The organism is Rhodococcus sp. NPDC058532 (assembly GCF_042719255.1).
Classification (GTDB): Bacteria; Actinomycetota; Actinomycetes; order Mycobacteriales; family Mycobacteriaceae; genus Rhodococcus_G.
Genome location: NZ_JBHXNU010000020.1, coordinates 6,822 through 28,626, shown reverse-complemented (window position 1 = coordinate 28,626; position 21,805 = coordinate 6,822). Strand labels below are relative to the sequence as shown.

Here is a 21,805-nt window from a genome sequence, read left to right as displayed (position 1 = left end):
ACTCGCCGGGCGGTGGGTCCGCGTATCATTCGCTCGGTTGCCGAAGGGCGGCAACGGTCTCGACGGGTGAGGAAACAGAATGGTCGAACGTCCTGAGCAGCTCGGTGGCCAGCGGTCCGGGAAGCAGGTACCCAAGCTTCTCGCAGCTTGCGCCCTCGTCACCGGGATCGCGCTGGGCAACATGGGGGTGGGGGTCGCCGCGGCCGACACCGGTTCCCTGTCCTCGTCCTCGTCCTCGTCCGCGGTGGACCTGGAATGGGAGGCCTCGTGGGCGGCCTATCGGCTCGAGTTGAGCCAGGCCGACTGGGCGCTGTCGACCGTGACCGTCGACCTGCCCGTTGAGATCGATGCGCCGGCCGATCGGGTGTTCCCGGCGTACTCGAACCTGTACAACAGCCTCGGGCGACACCCGCTCCTGACGGGCATCGTCGACCGCCGCACCTACACCGACGGCGACGCGGAGGTCTGGGAGTTCATCGCCCTCGAGGACATCCCCGCCGGCTCGGCGTCGATCCCCGCACGCACCGTCGGGCAGCAGCGGATCCACGCCGCGGAACGCTGGTACACCACCGACACCTGGGACGCGCCCGGCGTGATCACCAACCAGAAGGTCACCTTCACCGAGAACGCAGGCACGACCACCGTCGTCCAGCACCTGGTATTCCGGGCCCCCGCGGTGCTGATCGACTACGCGGTGAAGAACGGTGTCGCCGCGCACCTCGAGAATCAGCAGGCCATGAAGCGCGACATCGAGAACGGCACGCTGTAGGCGTGGTTCTCCGGTAGCTAGCGCGCATCCCCGAGTGTGGTCGCCCGCGCCCGCAGGTAGTTCTGCTCGGGGATGCTCGTTGCCTTGCGGGCGGCGGATCGATAGAGCGCAACGGCGGCGTCGAGGTCGCCGGTCAGCTCGAGCAGATGGGCGCGGACCGCGTCGGGTCGATGCGACCGGGACAACCGCGGGTCGCCGTCCACGGTGCCCAGCAGCCGCAGCCCCGCCCGAGGTCCGTAGACCATCGCCGTCGCCACGGCCCGGTTGAGCGTCACCGCCGGATTGTCGGCGACCGTCTCAAGCAGGGTGTACAGGCCGAGGATCTGCATCCAGTCAGTGGCGTCCGCGGTGGGCGCCTCCGCGTGGAGCGCGGCGATGGCGGCCTGAAGTTGGTAGGGGCCCAGCGCCGTCCGCGACATCGCGGCGGTGACGATCCGGATGCCCTCGTCGATGGCGTCGCGGTTCCACAGTCCGCGGTCCTGCTCGGCCATCGGGATCAGCCGTCCATCGGCGGTGCTGCGCGCAGGCCGGCGGGCATCGGTGAGCAACATCAGCGCGAGCAGCCCCGCCACCTCCCCGTTGTCGGGGACGGTCTCGCGCAGCATCCGCGTGAGGCGGACCGCCTCGGACGACAGTTCGACCCGATGCAGGCTCGGACCGGAGGAACTGGTGTACCCCTCGTTGAAGATCAGGTACAGCACGTGAAGGACCGCGTCGAGCCGATCGGCCCGCTCGTGCTGCGGCGGCAGTGCGAACGCGACACCGGAACGCTTGATCTGGGCCTTCGCGCGGCTGATGCGTTGGCCGACCGTCGATTCCGGCACGAGTAGGGCCCTGGCAATCTCGGCGGTGGTCAGCCCGCCCACCGCACGCAGGGTGAGCGCGACCTGCGAGGCGCCGCTCAACGACGGGTGGCAGCACATGATCAGCAGGGTCAACGAGTCGTCCTCGTCGGCCGACGGACCGACATCCGCTGGCGGCGCCCACAATTCGTCATCCGGGGTTCGCACAACCGCGCCGTCCTCGCGGCGCCGTCGAGCCTGGTCGCTGCGCAGCAGATCGACCATCCGCCGCGACGCGACCCGGATCAGCCAGGGTCGGGGATCGGCGGGCACCCCCTCCCCCGGCCACTGCAGCGCCGCCGCGAGCAGCGCCTCCTGCACGGCATCCTCCGCGACGTCGAAGTGTCCGTACCGCCGCACCAGCGCGCCGAGCACCTGCGGCGCGAGATCGCGCAGCAGGTGCCCGAAGGTGACCTCGTCCACGGTCGTTCAGACCTCGGTGGGATCGCCTTCCATCACCGGTCGCAGCTCGACGGTGTCGCCGATCGCCTCCACGATGCGCGCGGTGATGGCCAGTGCACGGTCGTGCGTCGCGCACTCGATGATGGAGAAGCTGGCCAGCACCTCCTTGGTCTCGGCGTACGGACCGTCCGAGGCGATCGGCGTCCCGTCCACCCTGCGCACGGTCTTGGCCAGCGACGGATCCGACAGTCCCTGTGTCATGACGAGTTCACCGGTATCGGTGAGTTCGCGTTCGAGATTCTCGTAGAACTCGCACATGGCCAGGAACTCCGGGCTCGTCACATCCACGGCGTCCCACTCCGCCTGATTCGTGTACGCCAACAGCATGTACTTCATCGGATCTCCTCGCTCGATCGGAATCACTGCGCTGTCCGGGTCATCGTCGACGGGTAGCCGCCGCCCCCCGGGTACACCCATTCACCGTCGAGGACGGTGTCGTCCGCGTTGAAGGTCCCCCGAAAGTACGCGGGCGAGCCCTTCGACCCGCCCCAGATCGTCAACGTGTCACCGTCGAGTTCGTAGACGTAGTCCAGCGTGTTGCCCTGGCTGTCGTAGAACCGGGACACGACGTCCGCGCCCGGTGCCTCACCGAAGGGACGGAGGTTGCCGATCATCTCGGTGCCGATGATCGACTCACCGAACTGTTCGAGGTCGACCCGCTGAATCAGGAAGTAGCGGCCCTCCATCCAGGAATAGGTCACGGTCCCCTCGGCCCCGCCGGTGACCCGCCACGTGCCGACGAGCCGGTCGAGACGCTGGAGGTTCGCGGCCGGTGGTGGTACCGGCTGGGTGATTTCGTTCTCGTTCTCGTTCTCGTGCATCGTCATGGCGTTGTCCTCTCGTCGGCATCGGGTCGTTCACGGCTACCTCGTTGCCGAGCGACCGGCTTCGACATCCGCGGACGAAGTTTTTTCCGGTCGGCTCGGTGCGATCCCTTCGGTGACGGCGAGCGATGGCTTTCCGGCCCGCATCCGGTCCACACTGGAGGACAGATCCTTCGATTCCGGGAGAGGCCATGACCGACCAGACCGCACGCGCGCTACCCCCGATCGTCGACCAGCAGTCCTGGCGGGCCGCGCTGGCCGACCTGCGGACCCGGGAGAAGGCCGCCACCAGGGAACTCGACGCGATCGCCGCGCAGCGCCGCAGGTTGCCGATGGTTGCACTGCCCGACTACACGCTGATCGGCCCGGACGGGGAGATTCGACTCGTCGACGTGTTCGAGGGACGCTCGCAGCTCATCACCTACCACCACATGTGGTCCGACGGCGCGCAGTGGCAGTGCGGCGGCTGCACCGGCCTCACCACGCAGTGGACCCGGCTGGGCGTCCTCGACAACTACGACGCCCGCATGGTCATCGTCACCAACGGGCCCATCGACGAGGCACTGGCCTACCGGGCCAAGGTCGGCAACCGGATGGACTGGTACTCGTCCGCGGACAGTTCGTTCGGCGCCGACGTCGACGCACCACCCGGCGGCGGGTTCGCCGTCAACGTGTTCCTGCGCGACGGCGACACGGTGTACCGCACCTGGCACACCACCGGCCGCGGGACCGAGCAACTCAGCTACACGTTCGCGCTGATCGACCTGCTGCCGTGGGGCAGGCAGGAGGAATGGCAGGACTCCCCCGCGGGGTGGCCGCAATCGCCCACCTACTCCGGGTGGCTCGACTCCCCGGACGTCGCGCGGCTCTACGGCCCGGCCACCGACGCCCGCTAGGGACGGCGCCCCGCGGACCCGACGGCCCGATGCGCGGCTGGCGATCCTCACTCGGCGAGGTAACGCAGCAGCACCGCCGTCTCGAAGCGCCGCGTCTCGACCAGGCGGAGCGGCAGTCGCTGGTCCAACGGCGGGAACATCGGGGTGCCGCCGCCGAGCACGACCGGTGAGACGAACACCTGGTACTCGTCGATCAGCCCGTGCGGGATCAGCGACGCGGCGAGATCCGCGCCGCCGACCTCGAAGACGCCGTCGCCGTCGGCCTTGAGCCTGCGCACCTCCTCGACCGCGTTGTCGCGAACGAGGCGGCTGTTCCAGTGCACCTCGGTGAGGGTGCGGGAGAAGACGACCTTCGGCTTCTGCGTCCACAGTTCGGCGAAGTCGCGTTCGATGCTCGACGCGTCGTCGGGCACGTGCGGCCAGTACTCGGCCATCAGCTCGTAGAGCCGCCGGCCGTGCAGCGACAGCTCCAGCTCGCGGTACCGGTCGTTGTGGAACTGGTGCAATTCGTCGTCGGGTTCGGTCCAGTCGATGCTGCCGTCGCGGTCGTTGACATAGCCATCGAGGGACACGCCGTATCCGTAGATCAGTTTCCTCATGAACGGGTAGACCTCCGGTCCGTCCGGAACTCATCGGTGCGGGCTTCTCCCGGAGGCTACGACACCCGGATGCATCACGCACCGTGGCGAAGCAGCGCGGGTTGTCCGGGGGCTGCTGCCACCCGCAACTCGAGGTTCCGCACCCGACGGTCATGACACACTCACGGGACACGGGCCCGGAGTCGGGCCGGAAGGAGGGTCCGTCGTGCGGTGGTTGCTGTCGTTCCTCATGGTCGTCGGCGTCGCCGGGGCGATCCCCGTGGTCACCGCACCGGTAGCGCAGGCCTGTTCCTGCGCGTTCATGCACGACGGTCCGCAGATCGTCGAGCAGGTCTCGCATTCGGCCGGTTCGTTCACCGGCACGCCCACCGTCACGAGGACCGACGGAAACACCGCCTACTACGAATTCGAGGTGCGGGAGGTGTTCGCCGGTGATATCGGCGCGACCACGGTGGTGTCGTCGAGCACCGACGGCGCGTCCTGCGGGCGGGGCTTCACGCTCGGCACCGAGTACCTCGTCTTCACCTCGCGATACGAGACAAGGGGCGCACCGTGGTCGGTCGATCTGTGTTCCGCCACAACCGAATCGACCAATACCCGCACCCGGGATGCCGCGATCACCGTGTACGGCGAACCGCGCCACCCCGATCTGCAGGCGCGTGCAGTCGGGGCGGACGACGTGGGCGGGCCCGGGTGGCAGCGGATCGCGGTGGCGGCGCTGGCCGCCGTCGCCGCGGCGGCACTGGCACGGTTCGCGCTGCGCGCCTTCCGCAGCAGGCCTTCCGACACGTAGCCGCGAGGCCGCCCGCTCAGGCCACCGAGGCGCCCGCCCGCGCGATGAGGTGCTCGACGAGGGTGATCAGCACGGTCTTGCACGACTCCCGGTCACGCGCGTCGCACAGCACGATCGGCGTCTTGGCGTCGATATCGAGGGCCTCGCGGACCTCGTCGACGGTGTAGGCCTGGGAGCTCTCGAAGCAGTTCACCGCGACCGTGAATGAGACGCCGCGCCGCTCGAAGAAATCGATGGCGGCGAACGAGTTCTCCAGCCTGCGGGTGTCGGCAAGCACCACCGCGCCGAGCGCACCGCGGACGAGTTCGTCCCAGAGGAACCAGAAGCGGTCCTGCCCCGGCGTGCCGAACAGGTACAGCACCAGGTTCTGGTCGAGGGTGATACGACCGAAGTCCAGGGCGACGGTGGTCGTGGTCTTGCCCTCCACGCCCGACAGATCGTCGATGCCGGTGGACAATTCGGTGATCATCTCTTCGGTGCGGAGCGGGGTGATCTCACTGACGGAGGACACCATCGTGGTCTTGCCGACTCCGAAACCACCCGCCACCAGGATCTTGACCGAGGCAGCCAGGTCGGTTGAGGACACATCGTCATGCATTGTGGTCTACAGCTTTCGGATTCCATCGAGGACTGCGTGCAGAATGTTCAGGTCGCCGAGCCCGGCCATGCCGTCGTCGGGGTCGCTGCTGGCCGGGGATCGGAACACCAACTGCCCCTCGGTGATCAGATCGCCGACGAGGATCTTCGTCACCGCCAACGGCAGCTGCAGGTGCGCCGAGACCTCGGCGACGGATTGCGCGTCGCGGCACAACCGCAGGATCTCGGTGTACTCGGCCTCGGCATGCCGCAGCCGCGGGGCATGGGACGCGGTCACCACGAGGGTGAGCATGTCAAGTTCGTGCCCCGCGCCGACGGTGCGACCGCGGGTGACGGCGTAGGGGCGGACGAGGGGTCCGGCCGCGTCATCGAACCACGATTGACCCATTCGTGTCACCGCCCCTCTATGCGCCGTGCTCGGCGACAGCCGCACGCGGGTCGGTGGACAGGTGGCTGCCGATCCGCTGCACGGTCAGGTTCATCTCGTACGCGACCATACCCAGGTTTGCGGTCCCGTTGGCCTGCAATGCGATACACGCATTGTTGCCGGCGGCGGTCACGAACAGGACCGCGTTCTCCAGTTCGATGACCGCCTGGCGGACGGCGCCGCCCTTGAAGCGCTGCCCCGCGCTGCGTGCCAGCCCGTGCAGGGTCGCCGACATGGCGCCGAAATGCTCGGCGTCCTCCCGGCTCATGGCCGTCGACCGGCCCAGCAGCAGCCCGTCGGTGGACAGCACGACCGCGTAGCGCACCCCGGCGAGACGATTGACCAGATCGTCGAGGAGCCAGTTCAGTTCACCTGAGGGAGAAGTCGTCATCGTCCGCGTCCTTCGTCTTCCGTCTCGTCCATGGATGTCTGTCCGGCCTGGGGATCCGGCTGCCGACCCTGCTGCGTACCGTACGCGATGGCGGACATCAGATCTCGCGCCTGTTCCGCCGACCGCGGCGGTTGCTGCGGCTCCGCCTCGACCCGGCCATCGTGCGCCAGCTCCGGCGCCAAATTTGCCTGCCTGCGACGGCGGGGCAGGCTCGGCCGCCCCTCGCCGCCGCTGTCCGGCAACGACTTCGTCGTGAGGGCCTCGGTGTCGACGGTGACGGTCGGCGGGTCGTACACCGGGGTGGACCCGGTGGATCCTGCGGGTTCGGTGCGCACGGCGGGTGGGGTGCGGCCGTCGCGCTCGTCGACGGTCCACGCCTGGGACCGGGTCGTCGTCCGCCCCGGCTGATCTGCGGTCGGCATCGGAGCCTGCGGTGTCGGCGTCGGCATGTGAACCTGCGGAGCCGGCGGCGTGGGTGCGCCACCCACCGCCGATCCGCGGTCCGGGGCAACGAGTTCCGGCATCGCGGCGGCAGGCTGCGCGGCCGGGCGCTCGGCGAACCGGTTGGGCAGGTGTCCCGTCACGGGCGCCGCATCGCCAGCGACCACCGAGTGCGGCAGCAGCACGATCGCGCGGATGCCGCCGTACTCGGAATCGACGAGATGGATGTGAATGCCGTGCCGGGCCCCCAGCTGGGACACGATGAACAGGCCGAGCCGGGACGTCGCCGACAGCGTTTCGACGGAGAAGTCCGGCGGATTGCGCAGCATCTCGTTGACGCGGTCGAGTTCCTCGGCAGACATGCCGATGCCCTGATCGGTGATCTCGATCGCGACGCCCTTGCCGACCACGTTGCCGCTCACCTCGACCCGGGATGCCGGCGGGGAGAACGCGGTCGCATTGTCGACCAGCTCGGCGAGCAGGTGGATAAGGTCGGCGACCACGTTGCCGACGATGAACACCTGCGGCACCCGGCGGGTGTACACCCGGGTGTACTCGAGACTCTCGCCGATCGCGCTGCGCACCAGGTCGACCAGCGGCACCGGGCTCCGCCACTGACGGCCGGGTTCACCGCCGCCGAGGATGATGAGGTTCTCGGCGTTGCGGCGTTCGCGGGTCGCCAGGTGGTCGAGTCGGAAGAACGTCTCCAGCAGGGCCGGATCCTCCTGGCGCTGCTCGGCCTCGTCGAGAACCTCGAGCTGCCGGTGCACCACCATCTGGCTTCGGTGGGCGAGGTTGAGGAACACCGCGCGCACCCCCTCACGCGTGCGGGCCTCGGTGACGGCTGCGGACACGGCCGCCGCGTGCGCTCGGTTGAAGGCCTGTGCCACCGAACCGATTTCGTCGCTTCCGAAATTCAGGTGCGCGGGCTCGGGGTCGATGTGCTCGCCCGCCCTCAGCCGGCGCATGGTGTCGGGCAGTTCAACCTCGGCCAGGTCAAGCGTTTCCTTGCGGAGACGCTTGAGCCGCCCGATCAGCCGGTTCGCCAGCCACAACGACAGCAGGAACGCGAGGATCGTGAGCCCGAGCACCGCGGCACCCACCCACAGCGAGGTCTCGGCGGTGCGCTGGCCCTCGTCGACGGCGATCGCATTGGCGCGGTCGTTGAGGTCCTTCCAGGCGTCGATCACGCCCGCCGACAGCTGTTCCTGCGCGGTGCGCCATTCGGCGAAGGTCATCGGCGGTGACGGCTCGTCACCGGTCCGGTCCGCCTCCGGCGGCGCGATGAGGTAGCTCTCCATCTCCCCCACCTGCTGCCAGGCGGGAGAGGCCAGAACCGCCCGGATTTTCGCGGCGGCCGGGTCGGCGCCGAGATCCGCGGCGAGCTGCGGGAGGGCGGTCCGGTAGGAGCCGACCAGGTTTCGGTAGTCGTCGTGCAGGGGGCCGCCGACGAGCCTGCCCTCCAGTTCGGCGGCGGTGAGCGCCGCGGACCGCGACATTCCCTCCATCACGTGCAGCACCCGGACGCCGTTGAGGAGCGCGACACCGGTCCCCGCGTCGGGCGCGTTGGAGGTGATGAGCGTGGTACCCAGCGCCACCGCGTCGAGGATGGTGTTGAAGAGGCCGAAGGTGTCCTCGATCGACATCCGTCCGGCGTCGATCTGACCGCGGATCTGGGGCAGGCTGGCGAGCAGGGTGTCGAAGCCGCCGGTGTCGGCACCGACGGTGCCCTGCGACACCTCCTGCAGCCGCACCGAGTACGGGGCCAGCGCGATGAACGCGGCGTCGACGCCGCGCCGCACCTCGTCGAGCACGGCCGGATCGCCCCGCTGCCCGGCCAGTTGCCACAGGGTCAGCATCCGCTCCTGCTCGACGCCGTCGACGACGTCGCGAGCGTGGATCACGGCATCCAGGTTCGCCGCCGCCCACTGTTCGGCCTGGCGGCTCTCCCGAATCAGGTATCCGGTGGTGCCAACACCGATCCCGAGCAACGCCAGGCTGGGGACCAATGCGATGGCCAGGACCCGGGCCCGGACACCGAGGCGCACTTTCAGCATCGGGGGAATATAACCGGTCAAATACCCAGCGTGTAATTCGCCCCTGGCCGTCCCTGCCCTTTGATTCGATTGGGCCGCTTGCTGTTTAACCCTACCCGCCGGGTTGGCACGCCCGACGACCGATCGTCGGTGGTGCGATGATCACCGGATGCGTCTCCTGCGAACGGCACTCGCCCTCACCGCCACCTGCGTCGTCGTGACCGGATGCGCGGGCGAACCCGCGGAACCGGCACCGGTGGTCGTGTCGTTCGACGACGGGTGGGGCCAGGTGTTCGTGATGGACCTCGACGGCAGCGGGGTCCGGCAGGTGACTCCCACCGTGGCCGACGACACCGTCGACAGCAGGGCGGGGTACGCCGCGCTATCCCCGGACGGCACCGAACTCGCCTACACCCGCGCCGGCAGATTCATCGACATCGTCGACCTCGAATCGGGCGCCGTGCGCACGGTGTACGAGGGCGGATACCAACCCGTCTACTCGCCCGACGGCTCCATGCTCGCATTCACCACCGCTGGCGGTGAGAGCATCACCATCGTCGACACCGACGGAACCAATGCCCGGGTGGTCGATCTCGCGGAGCACGGCACGGTGGCGACGCTTTCACCGGACGGCTTGCGGATCCTGGTGACCGTCAGCGGCTACCTCGTCGAGGCACCCGTGACCGGCGGGCCGTCCATGGTGGTCCTGCGCGACCAGTTCTGGAACGCGGATCCCGCCTATTCGCCCGACGGATCCACCCTCGTCTTCTCCAGCAACCGGGGCGGCAACAACGGTTCCGAGATCTACTCGATGCCCGCGGCGGGCGGTGCGATCACGCCCCTGACCGACACCTACGCCGTGCACCCGGAGTTCACACCCGACGGCACCCGCATCCTCTACACCCGCGCGACCACTCCCACCGGCGAGCCGGTCACCGACACCTCCGTCCCGACCCGACCGGAACTCGCGTCGATGAATCCCGACGGCTCCGACCAGAAGCGGCTGACGCCGCGGTCGATCTCCGCGCAGAACCCCAGCATCGGCGGCGGCCGGTGACCACCGCGTCCCGGGTCAGCCGGTGACCGGGGGCACGAACTCGCAGCCCACCGGCCGCGGGTGTGCGGGGTCGAGCGCGTTGAGGATGAAGCCGGCGGTGCGCGGGCTGCCCGCGATCGCGAGGTGCTCAGAGAAGTCGGTCGGGCAGCCGTCCTGCACCACGATGTTGACCGCGTTGGGCGCTGCGATCAGGCCGCTGGTGTACGGGTAGGCGATCTCGTCGTAGACCGTCGCGATGTTCGTGTAGTCGACGCCCGGCGCGTAGACGCCGTCGGCATTCAGGTCCCGCATGAACTGCGATCCGCCGACCAGCTGCGAGCACGCGGCGCAGACGCTCATGGACATCATCCCGTCCAGGTCGTCGGGTTCGACGCCCAACCGCTGCCCGATCCCCCGCCACAGGTCCATCTGGTCGCCCCACGCCCCCTGCCACGGACCCGCGATGGACACGAACCTGTCCACCCGACCCTCGCCGCCGAGCCGTTTGACGAAGTAGTTGCCGACGACGCTCCCCTGGGAGTGACTGACCAGGTCGACCCGCTCGGCGCCCGTCGCCGCACGCACCCGGTCGACGAAGGCGGCCAGCTGGCCCGCGCTCTCCTCGATGGGCCGCATGCCGCCCATCGCCGAGAGTGGCCAGGGCACGTCCAGCGCGCCGTAGGTAAGCGCGAAGACGCAGTACCCCTCGTTGGCGAGGGCCGGAACGAACGCGCCCCAGTTCGTCTGCGCGCCACCGGATGTGCCATGCACCAGCACCACCGGGTTCGGGTGCGCCGCGGACGGGGCGCAGGACCAGTCGTTGGAGCCGGGCAGCGACCCGCCTGGATTCGCGAGTTCGGCGGGGACCCCGGCGAAGAAGTTGTAGTCGACCGGTAGCTCGGCCCGCGCGGTGCCCGCTCCGGCCGCGGACCACAGCATCGCGAGAACCACCAGCATCAGCATCGATCCCGGCACCCGCCGGGTCAGGCTCCGCCGCATGACCACTCCCCCCGTTTCAGGACATGATCGCGTCAGGCTATCCCGGTCGGATCGCGCCGGAGGCCGAACGCGGCGGATCACCCGGCCTGCGCGGACCGCCGTGCCACCGATCCCAACTTCGTGTACATATGTACATATGCGGTCATAGTGTACGTCTGTACACAATCGGGAGGTGGGCATGACGGAGGAACGGACCCGGGCGCGACGCGACCCCGAGGGCCGCCGCCGGGCGATCGTCGAGGCCGCGGCCGACCTGGTCGTCGACGGGGGTCTGCCCGAGCTGACGCACCGGCACGTCGCGCAGCGGGCCGGGGTGCCACTGGGCTCGACGACCTACTACTTCGCCTCCCTCGACGAGCTGGGGTGCGAGGCGCTGACGCTGCTGCGGGACCGCGCCGCCGCCGACCTGCGGGAAATCGCCGACCAGCTGGCGGCCGCGGGTCCGACGCCCGCAACGGTCGGGCGGATCCTGTTCGAGTACGTCAGCAACACCGACCGGGTGCGCGCGGATGCGGCGACCTACGCGGCCGCCCTGCACCAGGACAGCCTGCGAGAGCTGGCGGCGACGTGGTTCGAGGGCCTGGTCGAGGTGCTGTCCGTCCACACCGGCCGCGACGCCGCGGTCGCGCTCGCGGTGTTCACCGACGGCGCTGCCACCCACGCCCTGCTGCACGACACCCCCCTGTCCGAGCCGTTCCTCGCCGCGGCGGCGGCGGCTCTCCTGCGGATCGAGGAGCACGACGATGAGTGACCGAACCACGCAGGCCGTCGCCGACGAGGTCGACCTGCCACCCGCACGCCGGTGGGCCGCGCTCGCGGTGTTGTCCCTGAGTCTACTTGCCGTGGTGATGGACATGACCGTCCTCAACGTCGCGCTGCCCGATCTCGCCGCGGACCTGCAACCCTTTGCCACACAACAACTCTGGATCGTGGACGCCTACTCGCTGGTGCTTGCGGGCCTGCTCGTATCGGCCAGCGCGCTCGCCGACCGCTGGGGCCGCAAGCGGCTGCTGCTCGCCGGGTTCGCGGTGTTCGCGGTGGCGTCGATGCTGGTGCTGGTCGCCGATAGCCCGGAGGCCGTGATCGCGGTCCGTGCGCTGCTCGGCCTCGGCGGTGCGATGATCATGCCGACGACCCTGTCGATGGTGCGCGTGGTGTTCCGCAACCCCGCGGAGCGGGCCACCGCGCTCGGCATCTGGGCGTCGGTCACCGCGCTGGGCGCCGCGATCGGCCCGATCGTCGGGGGCCTGCTGCTCGAGCACTTCTCCTGGCACGCCGCGTTTCTGGTGAATGTTCCGCTGATGGTCGTCGGTCTGGCATTCGGCGCGTGGCTGCTGCCCGAGTCGCGGGTCCCGACCGCCGGACGCTGGGATCTGCTCGCGTCGCTGCTGTCGATCACGGGCATGGTTGCGCTGGTGTGGGCGATCAAGAACATGGCCAAGCACTACCCCGACCACGGCGTCGCCAACCCGACCGCGTGGGCCGTGTTCGCCGCGGGCGCCGGGCTGCTGACCTGGTTCACGATGCGCTGCCTGCGCAGGCCCGACCCGCTGCTTGACGTCCGCCTGTTCACCCGGCGGTCGTTCACGGCGGGCACCGTCGCCGCACTCGCGGCGATGTTCGCGATGGCGGCGCTGCTGCTGCTCGGCGCGCAGTGGCTACAGCTCGTGCAGGGTCGCTCGCCGCTGAGCGCGGGTGTGCACCTGCTGCCGCTGGCGGCGGGCGGCGCGGTCACCTCGATCACCGCGCCCGCGTTGGCTACCCGGATCGGGGCCCGCGCGGTCCTCGCGGGCGGCCTGGCCGTCTCCGGGATCGGCTTCCTGCTGCTGTACCTCGCCCCGGCGCCGCTGGGCTACGGGTGGGTGGCCGCCGCGCTCGCGGTGCTCGGCGCCGGTGCGGGTTCGCTGGCGATCGCGTCGGCGCTGATCATGTCCGGCAGCCCGCCCGAGAAGGCGGGCAGCGCCGCCGCGATCGAGGAGACCGCCTACGATCTCGGCAACGTCCTCGGCGTCGCGATCCTCGGCAGCGTCGCCGCCCTCGTCTACCGCGACGGACTACACCTCGACGCCGTCACCGCCGGCCTGCCCCCGAGCGACGAGTTGTCCGCCGCCGTCCGCGTCTCCGAGGAATCCCTCGGCGGCGCAATGGAGGTCGCGCGCCAGGCGGATCTCCCCGAGTTGGCAGTCCACGCGCAGGACGCCTTCACCGAATCGTTCACCACGATCGGCCTGCTCGGCGGGGTCGCGCTCCTCGGGGTGGCCGCGCTGGTGGCCGCCCTGACGCCCCGGGACGTGGACATCACGGTGCAGCACCACTGACGGCGTCGGGACGGGGTCATCCTCGACTGTCCCTGTTGCCCTGCGGAATCCGCGTCAGGCCCCGCACCCCCGGCATGAGTTCCCGCAGCACCGGCGCCCACCCCTCGACGCGTCGGGGAAAGCAGGCGGCGAGCAGATCCACCATCACCGACGGGGCGACCGATGCGCCGGGGGAGGCGCCGAGCAGACCGGCGATGGTGCCGTCCGCACCGGTCACGACCTCGGTCCCGAAGGTCAGAACCCCGCCCCGGCGGCGGTCCGGTTTGATCAGCTGAGCACGCTGCCCGGCCTGCACCAGCTCCCAGTCGGCCGGGTCCGCTTCGGGATAGAACCGCCTGAGCTGCGCGAACTTTCGCTTCCGCGACGCGAGCAGCTGCCCAACCAGGTACCGCACCAGCGGCAGGTTCCGGACGCCGACCGCCAGCAGCGGCACGATGTTCCGGGGTCGGACGGTGGCAAACAGGTCGAGAAGGCTGCCGTGCGTGAGGAGCCGGGTACTGAACGTCGCGTACGGCCCGAACATCGGCGCCGGGCAGCCGTCGACGACGCGCCGGTCGAGGTGCGGCACCGACATCGGCGGCGCCCCGACCGCGGCCTGCCCGTAGACCTTCGCGTCGTGCCGGGCCACGACATCGGGGGTGCGGGTGCGCAGGAACTGCGCGCCGAGCGGGAAGACCGCATACCCGCGCACCTCCGGGATCCCGGCTCGCTGCAGCAGGGTCAGCGCGTAGCCCCCCGCGCCGACGAACACGAATCGGGACCGGAGCCGAAACCCGGTGCCTGCGCTCCGGTCCCGGCCGGTCACGGACCACAACCCGTCGTCGCCGCGCGCCAGCCGGATGACGTCGAGGTGCAGGCGGACCCGCGCCCCGCGGGCGGTCATGGCATCCACCAGCGCGCGGGTCAGGGCACCGAAGTCGACGTCGGTTCCTGCCTGGTGGCGGGTGGCGGCGATCGGCCCGTCGCCGCTTCGGCCGTCCATGATCAGCGGCGCCCACCGTCGGATCAGCTCGGGATCCTCGGTGTACTCCATCGCCGAGAACAGCGGGGAACGGCGCAGGGTGGCGACGCGGCGCCGCAGGTAGTCGACGTCGGCGGCACCGAAGACGACGTTCATGTGCGGGGTCGGGGTGACGACCGACGCCGCCGCGGGAGGGTCACCGCCGTCGAGGAGCGCCGCCCAGAATTCGCGGGAGAGACCGAACCGACGCCCGATACTCTCGGCCGTTGTCGGGTCGTCGGGGTCGGGCATGTAGTTGAGCTCGCACAGCCCGGCGTGGCCGGTGCCCGCGTTGTTCCACGGCCCCGAACTCTCCCCGGCCAGGCCGTCGAGACGCTCGAGCAGGACGATCGACCAGTCGGGCTGCACCCGGGAGAGCAACGCCCCCAGCGTCGCGGACATAATGCCGCCCCCGATGAGCACGACGTCGGCCACCTCACCGCTAATTTCCGTTCGCGTGCTTGATGATTCACTGCGCCTCATGGTTGCCCTCCCTGTCGCGGGTGATGGTCTCCCCAGCGTGCTCCGACAAGACTGATCCGTCCAATGACGTAATCGTCTGTTTATGATCCGAATATGGAACGGTTCTTGCCGGACGAGGCCGCGGCGGTGGTACCCCAGCTGGCCGCCTTCGACGCCGCCGCCCGCGAGGGGCACTTCACCCGCGCCGCGGACCTTCTCGGGGTGCCCCAGTCGTCGCTGAGCAGACGAATCAGATCGCTTGAGGACACGCTGGGCGTGCCGCTGTTTCAACACCTCGGACGCGGAGTCACCCTGACCACCGCCGGCCGCGAGTTGCACGAACGAACCCGCGACCTGGTGTCGGCGCTCGACGACGCCGTGTCCGCGGTCCGCGGGAACGCCGACCCCGACGGCGGACTCGTCCGATTCGGCTTCCCGCTAACCCTCGGCCCGGTGAGCATCCCGTCCCTGCTCGCCGACTTCCACCGGGTGGCACCGCGCATCCGGCTGCACCTCGTCCAGGCGCACGGCGAGGCGCTCGCCGGGATGGTGCGCGACGGCCACCTCGACCTCGCCGTGATGATCCCACCACCCGACGACCTCCCCGTGACGGTCCTTGGCCGTCAGCCGCTGCTGCTACACGTCGCCGGCGCCCACCGGCTGGCCGGTCGCCGCCGGGTCGATCTCGCGGAGCTGACCGGGGAACGGTTCATCGCCAACCCGCCGACCTATCACCTTCGGCAGGTCCTTGATTCACGCTGCGACGAGGCGGGATTCACGCCGCACGTCGCATTCGAGATCAGCGAGTTCGAGACGATCCGGGCGCTCGTCGGGCACGGCCTCGGCGTCGCCGTGCTGCCCACAGCGGAGACCCCGCATCCCGGCCTGGTGACCATTCCCCTGACCGGCATGGGCGACCGGACGATCGGCCTCGCCACGGGCAGCAGCCAGCCGACGACCGCCGCGACGCGACTGCACGAGCACATCACCGAGCGCGCGGACAGGTTCCTCCGGTGAAGTCCACGTCGAACTCTTGATTCCCCAACTTGCCAGATCCGAATATTGTTGCGCATCAATCACATCCACACTCGAACACCCTTGCTATCGAACACACATACGAGTAACGTCAAGACATGGACCTCGACGAGCTACTCACCACACCCAACCGGGTACAGGCGTGGCAACTCGACGAAAACACCCTGCTCACACTCATCCCCGAACTATCCGAACGACTGCGCCAACTCGACGCCCTCCGCGTCCACCTCGTCCACGAGATCGACGAACGCGGCACCACCCACACACTCGGCGCATCCTCCACACAAACCTGGCTCTCCGACACCAGCAAACTCACCCCCGCAGCCGCCAAGACAATCATCGCCACCGGACGTAACCTCCGCGACAGGAAAGCCATCTCCGACGCCTTCACCGCCGGAACAGCAGACATCGACCAGATCCGGTCCATCACCGCCCTCCTCGACGACATCCCCCACCTCATCGCCGACCTCGACCCCACCCACATCAACGGCGAGCACATCGACCCCATCGCCGAATGCCGCCAACAGTGCACCACCTACCTCCTCGCAGCGGCCGAACATGAACACGCCGCGGACACCGCCCGACGCGTCGCCGCCCTCCGCACCATGCTCACCAGCGACGACGACGGCGTTCCACCCGACGACGAGAACACCACCCTCAACGAACTCTTCACCACCCCCACCACCGGCGGACGACTCCGAATCAAAGGCCACTTCGACAAAACCACCGGAGAACAAGTCCTCACCGCCCTGTCCGCACTGTCGAAGCCGCAACCCGGACGCGACAACACCCACGGCGAACCCGACTCCGACCCACGCCCCGCACCCCAACGCCGCGCCGACGCCCTCGCCGACATCATCCGCCACTACCTCAACTCCGGCGACGCCCCCAGCGAAGGCAGCGAACAACCCCACATGACCGTCTTCGTCGGCCTCGGCGACCTCGCCACCGCCACCGCACGACACACCCCCGCAACGAAACCGCCGAACGAAAGCAGCAGGGGCAACGGCACACCCACCGACGACAACAACGCCAGCGGCCACTCGTACGGGAACGACCGCCGAGACACCGTCCAAGGCTCCGGCCACAGCTACATCCGCAGGGGTCCGGCGTGGATGCCATGGATGGGACCCATTAGCATCAACACCGCCGCCATCATCTCCTGCGACGCCACCATCACCCCCATCGTCATGGACGACAACGGCAACCCACTCGACATCGGCCACACCACCCGCATCATCCCCCGCCGACTCCGCCGCGCCCTCGACGCCCGCGACTGCGGCTGCGCCTACCCAGGATGCGGCCGACCCACCGCCTGGACCGACGCCCACCATATTCATCACTGGGCCAACGGAGGCGAAACGAAACTGTCGAACCTGGTGCTACTCTGCCGCTTTCACCACCGATACATCCACAAAGGCAAATGGACTGTGTACATCGGAGACGACGGCCACCCGTGGTTCACACCCCCACACTGGATCGACCCCGACCGCAAACCCATCCCGGCACACAATCGAAGACAGTTGCTGTTCAGCACCTGAAACACCCTGAAACACAATAGAACCACGGAGCCGCCGAGGCCACGACCGGATAGGTCGCGGCCCGGCGGCGCGCCCAGGCCATCGCCCGCGTTCCGCGCGGGGTGGGCGACCGGACGATCGGCCTCGCCACGGGCAGCAGCCAGCCGACGACCGCCGCGACGCGACTGCACGAGCACATCACCGAGTGCGCGGACAGGTTCCTCCGGTGAAGTTCACCTCGAACTCCTTGATCCCGTTCAGCCACCCGGAGCGGAGCCGCTTCGGGTCACCGAGCCGGGTGATGTCGGGCATGTGATCGGCGATCGCATTGAAGATCAGGTCGATTTCCAGGCGGGCCAGATTCGCTCCGATGCAGAAGTGCGCCCCGGTTCCACCGAAACCCAGGTGCGGGTTCGGATCCCGAGTGATGTCGAAGGTCATCGGATTGTCGAACACGTCCTCGTCGAAGTTCGCCGACGCATAGAACATTGCGACGCGGTCCCCCTTCCTGATCCGCTGGCCACCGAGCGTGGTGTCCGCCAGTGCGGTCCGCTGGAACGCCGTGACGGGAGTGGCCCAGCGGACGATCTCGTCGGCGGCGGTACGCGGACGCTCCCGCTTGAACAGCTCCCACTGATCCGGCTTGTCCAGGAACGCGATCATCCCGTGCGTGATGGCGTTGCGCGTCGTCTCGTTGCCCGCGACCGCCAGCAGGATGACAAAGAACCCGAACTCGTCGGGCCCGAGCTCGTCACCGTCGATGTCCGCCTGCAGAAGCTGGGTGAGGATGTCGTCGGCCGGACACCCCTTGCGCTCCTCCGCCATCCGGTAGGCGTATCCGAGCAGCTCCATCGACGCCGCCTGCGGGTCGCCCTCGAACTCCGGGTCGTCGTATCCGGTCATCTGGTTCGACCAGTCGAAGACCTTGCCGCGATCCTGCTGGGGAATGCCGATGAGCTCCGCGATGGCCTGCAACGGTAGTTCGCTGGCGACGCGGGTCACGAAGTCCCCCGCCCCCGATGCGAGTGCATCGCGAACGATCCGCTCCGCCCGTTCGGACAGGGCGTCCTCGAGGCTGCCGACCGCACGCGGCGTGAAGCCCCGGGCAATGATCTTGCGGAGCTTGGTGTGCTCGGGGGCGTCCTTGAACAGCAGAATGTGCCGTTGCAGTTCGATGGCGTCCCTGGGGATGTCGTCGTTGAACCGCACGATCGCGGTGTTCTCCCAGGTGGAGTACACGTCGTCGCGGGAGACCTCCTTGACGTCGGCGTGCCGGGTGACGACCCAGTATCCGTCGTCGTGGAACCCGCCGACGTCCGGCGACTGCGGGCACCACCAGACCGGCGCGGTCCTGCGGAGCTCGGCGAACTCCGCGTGCGGGACGTGGGTGGCGTAGATGTCCGGGTCGGTGGGGTCGAATCCGGCGGGTAGCTGCGGGGTGGTCACGGCGCGCGATCTCCTTCTGGTCCAGGGACCATCAGCCTGGCAGCTGAGCCGCGCCACGCGCTTGGACTAACCGTCCACACGTCCGCCGGTGAATTGGTCGGTCGACACAGCGGGAGCGTGGGCACCGAACGCGTCGTAGCAGTCGAGGGCGAGCTCGAGATGCAGTGCGCGATGCGTGATCCGGCGGCCGAGCCGTTCCTCGATCTGCTGCACCCGGTAGCGCACGGTGTTCTTGTGCACGGTGAGGTGCCGCGCGGTCGCCTCGAGGTTCCCCTGGTGGGACAGGACTGCTCGCAGGGTCTCGCGCAGCCGCGCCGCCACCTCGTCCTCCCCGAGCAGGCCGGCCAGCTCACGGTCTACGAGCGCGCTCATGGCGTCCGGTCGGGCGGACAGCATCGAGATCAGCTCCACGTCCCGATAGTCGGTGACGGGCACGCGTCCTCGCGACCGGGCGGCGAGGTCCTGCGCGGCCTGCGCCTCGCGGTGGGTTCGCCGGAAGCCGTCAAGGCCCGACCCCGGACGTCCCATCGCGACCCGGACACCGGGGACGACCAGGGAGGAATCCAGCACCGGGTCGACGTCGCCGGTCACCATCCACGCCCACAGTCCCCGTGCACCGGAAGGGACACAGATGATCTCGGTCGCGGAGGCGGACCTGGCAAGCCGCGATGCGAGCGGCTCGAAGATCCTCGAGTCAAGGGAGGCTGCGTGGTCGGTGGTCCACAGCACCAGCGCGGTGTGAACGCGATGCAGCGGGTAGCCCAACAATGCGGATGCATCGGCGGCGCTGTTCTGGGTTCCGTCCAGGATCTCCCGAATGGTGTTGACGCGCATGGAGAAGGCGCCGCTGAGCAGCCTTTCCCGTTCCTGCGTGTAGGTGGCGGCGAGGTCCTCGAGCATCGCGTTCATGACCTCACTTGTCTGCTCCCACATCATGACCACCAGTTGCACCTTGAACTCCGCCGACACGTCGGCCCGGTGCACGAACTCCGTGACGAAGCGCCACACCGCGCGGTGGCCCGCGTGATAGAGCTGCGACAGCACGCGCAGTTCCAGGCCGCGGCGGGCGATGGTGCGCGCCAGGGAATGGGCCTCCGGTGCCACCGGAACGGACCACCGGGGCGAGGCGTCCGACGTCTGTGCGGCGAGGATGAGGCGGAACTGGCTGCGGACCGCCCAGTGCAGGTCACGCTGGATCTCCGCGTCGGTGGACAGCTCCGGCACGTCGGCCCCCATCGACTGCGCGACCCCGTCAATGAACGAGGCCAGGTCGGTGCGGGAGAGGGTGTCGGCGACGTAACTCCGCATCCATTCCCCGGCCTGTGCCGTGCTTGGTGTCTCCATCTCCCGCCCCCATATCAGCGTCCCGGCCGACAGCCCCTCAGTCGGACCAGTCGCCTTCGCTCATTGTGCCCTCGCCGGTCGAGGTGCCGATCCGGCTGGACGAGCCCGCGTCGAGATCCGTTAGCGTGTCACCATGATTACCGCGCCCGGTTCGCCCGAATCGTCCCGATGGTCGGCCTCATGAATCGGGGTGTGCGGATCTCCCTCGCCCTGGTCGCCGTGTTCGCGGTCGCGGTCGCGGCGGTCCTGTGGCTCGGTCGATCCGGCGGCGACTCCGCCCCGGCCGCCGCGGACGTCGCGGACGTCGGCGCCGCGGCGGTGGTCCGCCCGGACAGCCACCGGATCACGTCGGCCCCGGAGGGCAGTCCGGTGTTCGTCGAGTTCCTCGACTTCGAGTGCGAGGCATGCGGCGCGGTATACCCCGCGATCGAGGAGTTGCGCGCCGAGTACGGGGATCGGGTCACCTTCGTGGTCCGCCACTTCCCGATGCCCGGGCACGCCAACGCCGAACCCGCGTCCCGCGCCGTCGAGGCCGCAGCGCAGCAGGGCAGGTTCGAGCAGATGTATCAGCGAATGTTCGAGACGCAGATGACGTGGGGTGAGCAGCGGGTGCCGAAGGACGACGTCTTCCGCGGATTCGCCGCCGAACTCGGACTCGATCTGGCCGCGTTCGACGCCGCGTACGCCGACCCGGCGACCGCGGCGCGGGTGGCGGCGGACGTCACCGACGGCGAGGCGCTGGGGGTGCGGGGCACCCCGACGTTCTTCCTCGACGGACAGCGGCTCGAACCCGAGACCTATCAGGACCTGACCGATGCATTCGATCGCGCCCTCCGCTGACGTCGCCACCGTGAGGGACATCGAAGTCCCGTTCGGCCGAAGCCTGCCCTGGCTGCTGCTTCTCGGCGGCCTCACCGGGCTGCTCGCCTCGCTCGTCCTCACCGTCGAGAAGTTTGCTCTCGCAGCGGATTCGAACTACATCCCGTCCTGCAGCCTGAACCCGGTCCTCAACTGCGGGTCGGTGATGAGCACCGCACAGGCCTCGGCGTTCGGGTTCCCCAACTCGCTGCTCGGCATTGCCGGGTTCGCGGTGGCGACGACCACCGGTGCGGCGCTGCTCGCTGGCGCCCGGTTCTCCCGCTGGTACTGGCTGGGTCTCCAGGCCGGTGTCACCGCCGCCGTCGTGTTCGTGCACTGGCTGATCGCGCAGAGCCTGTTCGTCATCGGGGCGCTGTGCCCGTACTGCATGGTGGTGTGGGCCGCGACCATCCCGATCTTCTGGTACGTCACCCTCCGGAACCTGCACCACGGCGTCCTCGGCAGGCCGGTCCGCGCGGAGGTCGTGACCGCGGCAGGCAATCATCTGGTGCCGCTGACGGTGTGGTTCCTCGCCGTCACCGGGCTGGTCGTGCACCGCTTCTACCCGTACTGGTCCACCCTGCTGTGACCTCACGGTCGACCGGGTGCGCCGACCCCGGGGGGGGGGGGGGGGGGGGGGGGGGGGGAGGGGAGGGGGGGGGGGGGGGGGGGGGGGGGGGGGGGGGGGGGGGGGTGGGGGGGGGGGGGCG

Annotated in this window: 22 protein-coding genes; 10 read left to right on the top strand and 12 right to left on the bottom strand. The window is 69.3% G+C overall.

Going from position 1 to position 21,805, the window contains the following annotated elements; genetic code table 11:
* Nucleotides 1-79 precede the first annotated feature (79 nt).
* Nucleotides 80-769 carry a hypothetical protein gene (locus ACFWQG_RS19740; protein ID WP_378509346.1) on the top strand — a complete coding sequence of 230 codons (690 nt, stop codon included), beginning with the start codon at nucleotides 80-82 and terminating at the stop codon, nucleotides 767-769.
* A 17-nt stretch (nucleotides 770-786) separates the two neighbouring features.
* Here the strand turns inward: ACFWQG_RS19740 and ACFWQG_RS19735 are convergent, their stop codons facing one another.
* The 3 genes from ACFWQG_RS19735 to ACFWQG_RS19725 are packed head-to-tail and all read right to left on the bottom strand — an operon-like array spanning nucleotide 787 to nucleotide 2,900.
* Nucleotides 787-2,034: an RNA polymerase sigma factor gene (locus ACFWQG_RS19735; RefSeq protein ID WP_378509345.1), complete on the bottom strand. Its 1,248-nt coding sequence runs from the start codon at nucleotides 2,032-2,034 to the stop codon at nucleotides 787-789.
* A 6-nt stretch (nucleotides 2,035-2,040) separates the two neighbouring features.
* Nucleotides 2,041-2,409 (bottom strand): YciI family protein, encoded by a 369-nt coding sequence (locus tag ACFWQG_RS19730; protein WP_378509344.1) that lies wholly within the window; start codon nucleotides 2,407-2,409, stop codon nucleotides 2,041-2,043.
* Between the two features lie 23 nt (nucleotides 2,410-2,432).
* Nucleotides 2,433-2,900, bottom strand: a complete 468-nt coding sequence (locus ACFWQG_RS19725; protein ID WP_378509343.1) for a hypothetical protein — start codon at nucleotides 2,898-2,900, stop codon at nucleotides 2,433-2,435.
* Between the two features lie 188 nt (nucleotides 2,901-3,088).
* Between ACFWQG_RS19725 and ACFWQG_RS19720 the strand changes: the two genes are divergently transcribed.
* Entirely contained in the window at nucleotides 3,089-3,793 is a 705-nt protein-coding gene (locus tag ACFWQG_RS19720) for a DUF899 domain-containing protein (RefSeq protein ID WP_378509342.1), read from the top strand.
* 47 nt (nucleotides 3,794-3,840) lie between these two features.
* Here the strand turns inward: ACFWQG_RS19720 and ACFWQG_RS19715 are convergent, their stop codons facing one another.
* Nucleotides 3,841-4,392, bottom strand: coding sequence for a dihydrofolate reductase family protein (locus ACFWQG_RS19715; protein WP_378509341.1), 552 nt, complete (start codon nucleotides 4,390-4,392; stop codon nucleotides 3,841-3,843).
* Between the two features lie 205 nt (nucleotides 4,393-4,597).
* Here ACFWQG_RS19715 and ACFWQG_RS19710 point away from each other — a divergent pair, with 205 nt between their 5' ends.
* Nucleotides 4,598-5,185, top strand: a complete 588-nt coding sequence (locus ACFWQG_RS19710; RefSeq protein ID WP_378509340.1) for a hypothetical protein — start codon at nucleotides 4,598-4,600, stop codon at nucleotides 5,183-5,185.
* A 16-nt stretch (nucleotides 5,186-5,201) separates the two neighbouring features.
* Here ACFWQG_RS19710 and ACFWQG_RS19705 read toward each other — a convergent pair whose 3' ends face one another.
* From ACFWQG_RS19705 to ACFWQG_RS19690, 4 genes are read right to left on the bottom strand one after another with little or no spacing between them, the layout of a single operon-like run.
* Nucleotides 5,202-5,771: an ATP/GTP-binding protein gene (locus tag ACFWQG_RS19705; RefSeq protein ID WP_378509339.1), complete on the bottom strand. Its 570-nt coding sequence runs from the start codon at nucleotides 5,769-5,771 to the stop codon at nucleotides 5,202-5,204.
* Between the two features lie 18 nt (nucleotides 5,772-5,789).
* Nucleotides 5,790-6,179 (bottom strand): DUF742 domain-containing protein, encoded by a 390-nt coding sequence (locus ACFWQG_RS19700; protein ID WP_378509338.1) that lies wholly within the window; start codon nucleotides 6,177-6,179, stop codon nucleotides 5,790-5,792.
* Between the two features lie 7 nt (nucleotides 6,180-6,186).
* A complete protein-coding gene (locus tag ACFWQG_RS19695) occupies nucleotides 6,187-6,600 on the bottom strand; it encodes a roadblock/LC7 domain-containing protein (RefSeq protein ID WP_378509337.1) in 414 nt (137 codons plus the stop codon).
* Nucleotides 6,597-9,098 (bottom strand): nitrate- and nitrite sensing domain-containing protein, encoded by a 2,502-nt coding sequence (locus tag ACFWQG_RS19690; protein WP_378509336.1) that lies wholly within the window; start codon nucleotides 9,096-9,098, stop codon nucleotides 6,597-6,599. The genes ACFWQG_RS19695 and ACFWQG_RS19690 overlap by 4 nt, the downstream gene beginning before the upstream one ends.
* A gap of 148 nt (nucleotides 9,099-9,246) precedes the next feature.
* Here ACFWQG_RS19690 and ACFWQG_RS19685 point away from each other — a divergent pair, with 148 nt between their 5' ends.
* Complete coding sequence (locus tag ACFWQG_RS19685; protein ID WP_378509335.1) at nucleotides 9,247-10,134, top strand: TolB family protein; 888 nt, start codon at nucleotides 9,247-9,249, stop codon at nucleotides 10,132-10,134.
* Between the two features lie 15 nt (nucleotides 10,135-10,149).
* On the opposite strand, the gene ACFWQG_RS19680 is transcribed toward ACFWQG_RS19685, so the two are convergent.
* Nucleotides 10,150-11,112 carry an esterase/lipase family protein gene (locus ACFWQG_RS19680; RefSeq protein ID WP_378509334.1) on the bottom strand — a complete coding sequence of 321 codons (963 nt, stop codon included), beginning with the start codon at nucleotides 11,110-11,112 and terminating at the stop codon, nucleotides 10,150-10,152.
* Nucleotides 11,113-11,290: 178 nt separating this feature from the next.
* On the opposite strand from ACFWQG_RS19680, the gene ACFWQG_RS19675 reads away from it, so the two are divergent.
* Both ACFWQG_RS19675 and ACFWQG_RS19670 read left to right on the top strand, forming a co-directional pair.
* Nucleotides 11,291-11,863 (top strand): TetR/AcrR family transcriptional regulator, encoded by a 573-nt coding sequence (locus tag ACFWQG_RS19675; protein ID WP_378509333.1) that lies wholly within the window; start codon nucleotides 11,291-11,293, stop codon nucleotides 11,861-11,863.
* On the top strand, nucleotides 11,856-13,430 hold the full coding sequence (locus ACFWQG_RS19670; protein WP_378509332.1) for an MFS transporter: 1,575 nt from the start codon (nucleotides 11,856-11,858) through the stop codon (nucleotides 13,428-13,430). Before ACFWQG_RS19675 ends, ACFWQG_RS19670 begins: the two co-directional genes overlap by 8 nt.
* A 16-nt stretch (nucleotides 13,431-13,446) precedes the next feature.
* Here the strand turns inward: ACFWQG_RS19670 and mqo are convergent, their stop codons facing one another.
* Nucleotides 13,447-14,865 (bottom strand): malate dehydrogenase (quinone), encoded by a 1,419-nt coding sequence (gene mqo, locus ACFWQG_RS19665; protein WP_378509331.1) that lies wholly within the window; start codon nucleotides 14,863-14,865, stop codon nucleotides 13,447-13,449.
* Between the two features lie 141 nt (nucleotides 14,866-15,006).
* Between mqo and ACFWQG_RS19660 the strand changes: the two genes are divergently transcribed.
* Nucleotides 15,007-15,909 carry a LysR family transcriptional regulator gene (locus ACFWQG_RS19660; protein WP_378509330.1) on the top strand — a complete coding sequence of 301 codons (903 nt, stop codon included), beginning with the start codon at nucleotides 15,007-15,009 and terminating at the stop codon, nucleotides 15,907-15,909.
* Nucleotides 15,910-16,025: 116 nt separating this feature from the next.
* Entirely contained in the window at nucleotides 16,026-17,468 is a 1,443-nt protein-coding gene (locus ACFWQG_RS19655; RefSeq protein WP_378509329.1) for a DUF222 domain-containing protein, read from the top strand.
* A gap of 177 nt (nucleotides 17,469-17,645) precedes the next feature.
* On the opposite strand, the gene ACFWQG_RS19650 is transcribed toward ACFWQG_RS19655, so the two are convergent.
* The gene (locus ACFWQG_RS19650; protein WP_378509328.1) at nucleotides 17,646-18,893 is read right to left on the bottom strand and encodes a cytochrome P450; all 1,248 of its coding nucleotides are present in this window, start codon (nucleotides 18,891-18,893) and stop codon (nucleotides 17,646-17,648) included.
* 66 nt (nucleotides 18,894-18,959) lie between these two features.
* A complete protein-coding gene (locus ACFWQG_RS19645; protein ID WP_378509327.1) occupies nucleotides 18,960-20,237 on the bottom strand; it encodes a PucR family transcriptional regulator in 1,278 nt (425 codons plus the stop codon).
* Between the two features lie 180 nt (nucleotides 20,238-20,417).
* Here ACFWQG_RS19645 and ACFWQG_RS19640 point away from each other — a divergent pair, with 180 nt between their 5' ends.
* Entirely contained in the window at nucleotides 20,418-21,077 is a 660-nt protein-coding gene (locus tag ACFWQG_RS19640) for a DsbA family protein (RefSeq protein WP_378509326.1), read from the top strand.
* The gene (locus tag ACFWQG_RS19635) at nucleotides 21,052-21,684 is read left to right on the top strand and encodes a vitamin K epoxide reductase family protein (RefSeq protein WP_378509325.1); all 633 of its coding nucleotides are present in this window, start codon (nucleotides 21,052-21,054) and stop codon (nucleotides 21,682-21,684) included. The genes ACFWQG_RS19640 and ACFWQG_RS19635 overlap by 26 nt, the downstream gene beginning before the upstream one ends.
* Nucleotides 21,685-21,805 lie beyond the last annotated feature (121 nt).

Excerpts from the sequence above, each read along its gene's own strand:
- ACFWQG_RS19740 (WP_378509346.1), top strand. The coding sequence starts at position 80 with ATGGTCGAACGTCCTGAGCAGCTCGGTGGCCAGCGGTCCGGGAAGCAG.
- ACFWQG_RS19730 (WP_378509344.1), bottom strand. The coding sequence starts at position 2,409 with ATGAAGTACATGCTGTTGGCGTACACGAATCAGGCGGAGTGGGACGCC.
- ACFWQG_RS19725 (WP_378509343.1), bottom strand. The coding sequence starts at position 2,900 with ATGACGATGCACGAGAACGAGAACGAGAACGAAATCACCCAGCCGGTA.
- ACFWQG_RS19720 (WP_378509342.1), top strand. The coding sequence starts at position 3,089 with ATGACCGACCAGACCGCACGCGCGCTACCCCCGATCGTCGACCAGCAG.
- ACFWQG_RS19715 (WP_378509341.1), bottom strand. The coding sequence starts at position 4,392 with ATGAGGAAACTGATCTACGGATACGGCGTGTCCCTCGATGGCTATGTC.
- ACFWQG_RS19695 (WP_378509337.1), bottom strand. The coding sequence starts at position 6,600 with ATGACGACTTCTCCCTCAGGTGAACTGAACTGGCTCCTCGACGATCTG.
- ACFWQG_RS19690 (WP_378509336.1), bottom strand. The coding sequence starts at position 9,098 with ATGCTGAAAGTGCGCCTCGGTGTCCGGGCCCGGGTCCTGGCCATCGCA.
- ACFWQG_RS19685 (WP_378509335.1), top strand. The coding sequence starts at position 9,247 with ATGCGTCTCCTGCGAACGGCACTCGCCCTCACCGCCACCTGCGTCGTC.
- ACFWQG_RS19680 (WP_378509334.1), bottom strand. The coding sequence starts at position 11,112 with ATGCGGCGGAGCCTGACCCGGCGGGTGCCGGGATCGATGCTGATGCTG.
- ACFWQG_RS19675 (WP_378509333.1), top strand. The coding sequence starts at position 11,291 with ATGACGGAGGAACGGACCCGGGCGCGACGCGACCCCGAGGGCCGCCGC.
- ACFWQG_RS19670 (WP_378509332.1), top strand. The coding sequence starts at position 11,856 with ATGAGTGACCGAACCACGCAGGCCGTCGCCGACGAGGTCGACCTGCCA.
- ACFWQG_RS19660 (WP_378509330.1), top strand. The coding sequence starts at position 15,007 with ATGGAACGGTTCTTGCCGGACGAGGCCGCGGCGGTGGTACCCCAGCTG.
- ACFWQG_RS19655 (WP_378509329.1), top strand. The coding sequence starts at position 16,026 with ATGGACCTCGACGAGCTACTCACCACACCCAACCGGGTACAGGCGTGG.
- ACFWQG_RS19645 (WP_378509327.1), bottom strand. The coding sequence starts at position 20,237 with ATGGAGACACCAAGCACGGCACAGGCCGGGGAATGGATGCGGAGTTAC.
- ACFWQG_RS19640 (WP_378509326.1), top strand. The coding sequence starts at position 20,418 with ATGAATCGGGGTGTGCGGATCTCCCTCGCCCTGGTCGCCGTGTTCGCG.
- ACFWQG_RS19635 (WP_378509325.1), top strand. The coding sequence starts at position 21,052 with ATGCATTCGATCGCGCCCTCCGCTGACGTCGCCACCGTGAGGGACATC.